The following is a 262-nucleotide window of genomic DNA, read 5'->3' as shown; positions in this document are numbered from 1 at the left end:
ACTCATAGCTCAGCTGGATAGAGTACTCGGCTACGAACCGAGCGGTCGGAGGTTCGAATCCTCCTGAGTCCGCCATATTCAATGGCTTGCATCGCTGCAAGCCATTTTGTTTCAACCAGCGGTGATCTGGTCTAAAAGCGCCAAAGGTCGCACGAAAGCGCAGTCGCTTTCGAGTGATCTGCAACGGACTCATAGCTCAGCTGGATAGAGTACTCGGCTACGAACCGAGCGGTCGGAGGTTCGAATCCTCCTGAGTCCGCCA

1 tRNA gene is annotated in these 262 nt (G+C 54.6%); it reads left to right on the top strand.

Annotation, left to right across the window (positions count from 1 at the left end):
• The first annotated feature begins 185 nt into the window (after positions 1 to 185).
• Positions 186 to 262: transfer RNA gene (locus E4487_RS24235), tRNA-Arg, on the top strand.

The sequence above is a fragment of the Pseudomonas sp. BMW13 genome, from assembly GCF_013357275.1.
GTDB classification, from domain to species: Bacteria; Pseudomonadota; Gammaproteobacteria; order Pseudomonadales; family Pseudomonadaceae; genus Aquipseudomonas; species Aquipseudomonas khazarica.
The sequence above is the reverse complement of the archived record's forward strand: the minus strand, read 5'-3'. Positions and strand labels throughout refer to the sequence as shown.